We start from the raw sequence: 1,922 nt of genomic DNA, 5'->3' as shown, positions 1-1,922 counted from the left end.
AGATTTTGAAAAAATGGTGGATGAAAACTATTCTGAAGAAAATGCGATACAATATAAAAAAATGGCGAATGAATGTATTAAAGAGCTGACTACAAAGCTTAACAAACCTTCATCGATAGTAAATTAAGATAAGGTAAAAAACAACCTACCTTGATTAGCCCAATCAGATCGGCAAAATGACTACAATGCTAGATACTACCAAATAATGTGAACTGTCCTCATTTTAGTGGACAGTCATTTCAAATTATTCTTTCATTTTATTTTAATAATTTAACAGGTTATAAAAAAACATGGATATCAATATACTGTATTTCAATACTCTAATTTATACAAATTTTCAACATTGACATGATAATTATTATTACCTATGCTTACCAAACGTAAGCAAAAAATACGAGGACTAATTATGAAAGTATCAGCCAAAGAAATCGAAGCTATGTCAAATAAAGGCAGCAAAGAGAGATACATTTATTCCATAAAAAGAATTGTTGATAACGAAAAAGCTTGGGTTTTGGATTATGATGGTTTTGCCTTGAGTGGCATAAATGGTGACAATAGTGAAGTTCTTATATTATGGCCAGCTCGTGAATATGCTGCAAATTGTGCTATAGATGGTTGGGAGAATTACAAACCAAAAGCATTATCTCTTGATTATATAATGGATGATTTGTTGCCTAAATTATCATCAAAAGGGACTCAAGTCGGTATTTTCTCAGTTCCAGGTCTATCTAATACCCCAGTTGTTGATGCTGAAAGTTTATTGCTTGATTTAGAACACGAATGTAGTAATTATATGTAATTTTATATTAATATCAGAATAAGAATAAAATTATAACAACCTTTATTATTTATGCGAGATATAATGGAAAAGTTTTTGGAGTTATTAAACAAAAAAGGCGTAAAATACTGTATTAACGATAATAAAATCATAGTTAATAATAATTTAAATTTAACAAAAAAAGGAATTTGTGTATTACCCGATAATTTATTGATTAACGGCGATTTGGTTTTAGCTCATACAAAAATTGCAGCACTACCTAAAAATTTTTCTGTTAGTGGTGATTTAGATTTAACAGATTCAGCAATTCAATTATTACCCGACAATTTATCTGTAGGTGGTAGTTTATATTTATCGTTTACACATATCAAAGAACTGCCTAACAATCTATCTATTGGCGGTGATTTATATCTAGGAAATACAGACATTCAATCATTACCAGACAATTTATCAATTGGTGGCGATTTAGATCTTGTCTTTTCAGAGCTCAAAGAATTACCTGATAACCTATCGATTGGTAGTAATTTAAATCTAGAAAATACAGAAATTGAGATACTACCAAGAAATTTGTCAGTTGGTGGGGATTTATATTTAATCAATAGTCAGATCAACAAATTATCTGAAAACTTATTTGTTGGTGGCGATCTAGATTTAGCCTATACAAATATTCAATCATTACCTGAAGGCTTAACAGTCGGTGGTGATTTAGATTTAAGAAATACAAACATCAAACAACTACCCGAAAAATTTTCTGTTAGTGGTTATTTAAATTTAAGAAATACAAAAATCCAAACATTACCAGAACATTTATCTGTAGGCGGGTATTTAAGTCTAGCGAATACAGAAATTCAAGCATTGCCTAAAAATTTATTTGTTGGTGAGCATTTAAATATACAGTCAACCAAAATCACATCATTACCCGAAAACTTATCGGTTACTCGTGGCATATATTTAGATATAGATCAAATACAGAATATAGCTTATCGTAAAACTGGCGAAGATAACTCACAAACCATTTTTGCTTGTTGGGCTAATGGAACATTTGCAATTCAAGCAACGGACTTTTTTGGTACACTTGCAGATTTTGAAAAAATGGTGGATGAAAACTATTCTGAAGAAAATGCGATACAATATAAAAAAATGG

The 1,922-nt window shown here is 30.1% G+C and carries 2 protein-coding genes; both read left to right on the top strand.

The window, feature by feature from the left end; all coding sequences use genetic code 11:
- The first annotated feature begins 406 nt into the window (after positions 1–406).
- The gene (locus tag GQ593_RS13205; protein WP_085164754.1) at positions 407–799 is read left to right on the top strand and encodes a DUF2750 domain-containing protein; all 393 of its coding nucleotides are present in this window, start codon (positions 407–409) and stop codon (positions 797–799) included.
- A 63-nt stretch (positions 800–862) separates the two neighbouring features.
- On the top strand, positions 863–1,922 hold a 1,060-nt coding region (locus GQ593_RS13200), incomplete at its 3' end, for a hypothetical protein (RefSeq protein WP_160432451.1).

The sequence above is a fragment of the Gilliamella sp. Pas-s25 genome, assembly GCF_009795885.1.
Classification (GTDB): Bacteria; Pseudomonadota; Gammaproteobacteria; order Enterobacterales; family Orbaceae; genus Gilliamella.
The sequence above is the reverse complement of the archived record's forward strand: the minus strand, read 5'-3'. Positions and strand labels throughout refer to the sequence as shown.

Excerpts from the sequence above, each read along its gene's own strand:
- GQ593_RS13205 (WP_085164754.1), top strand. The coding sequence starts at position 407 with ATGAAAGTATCAGCCAAAGAAATCGAAGCTATGTCAAATAAAGGCAGC.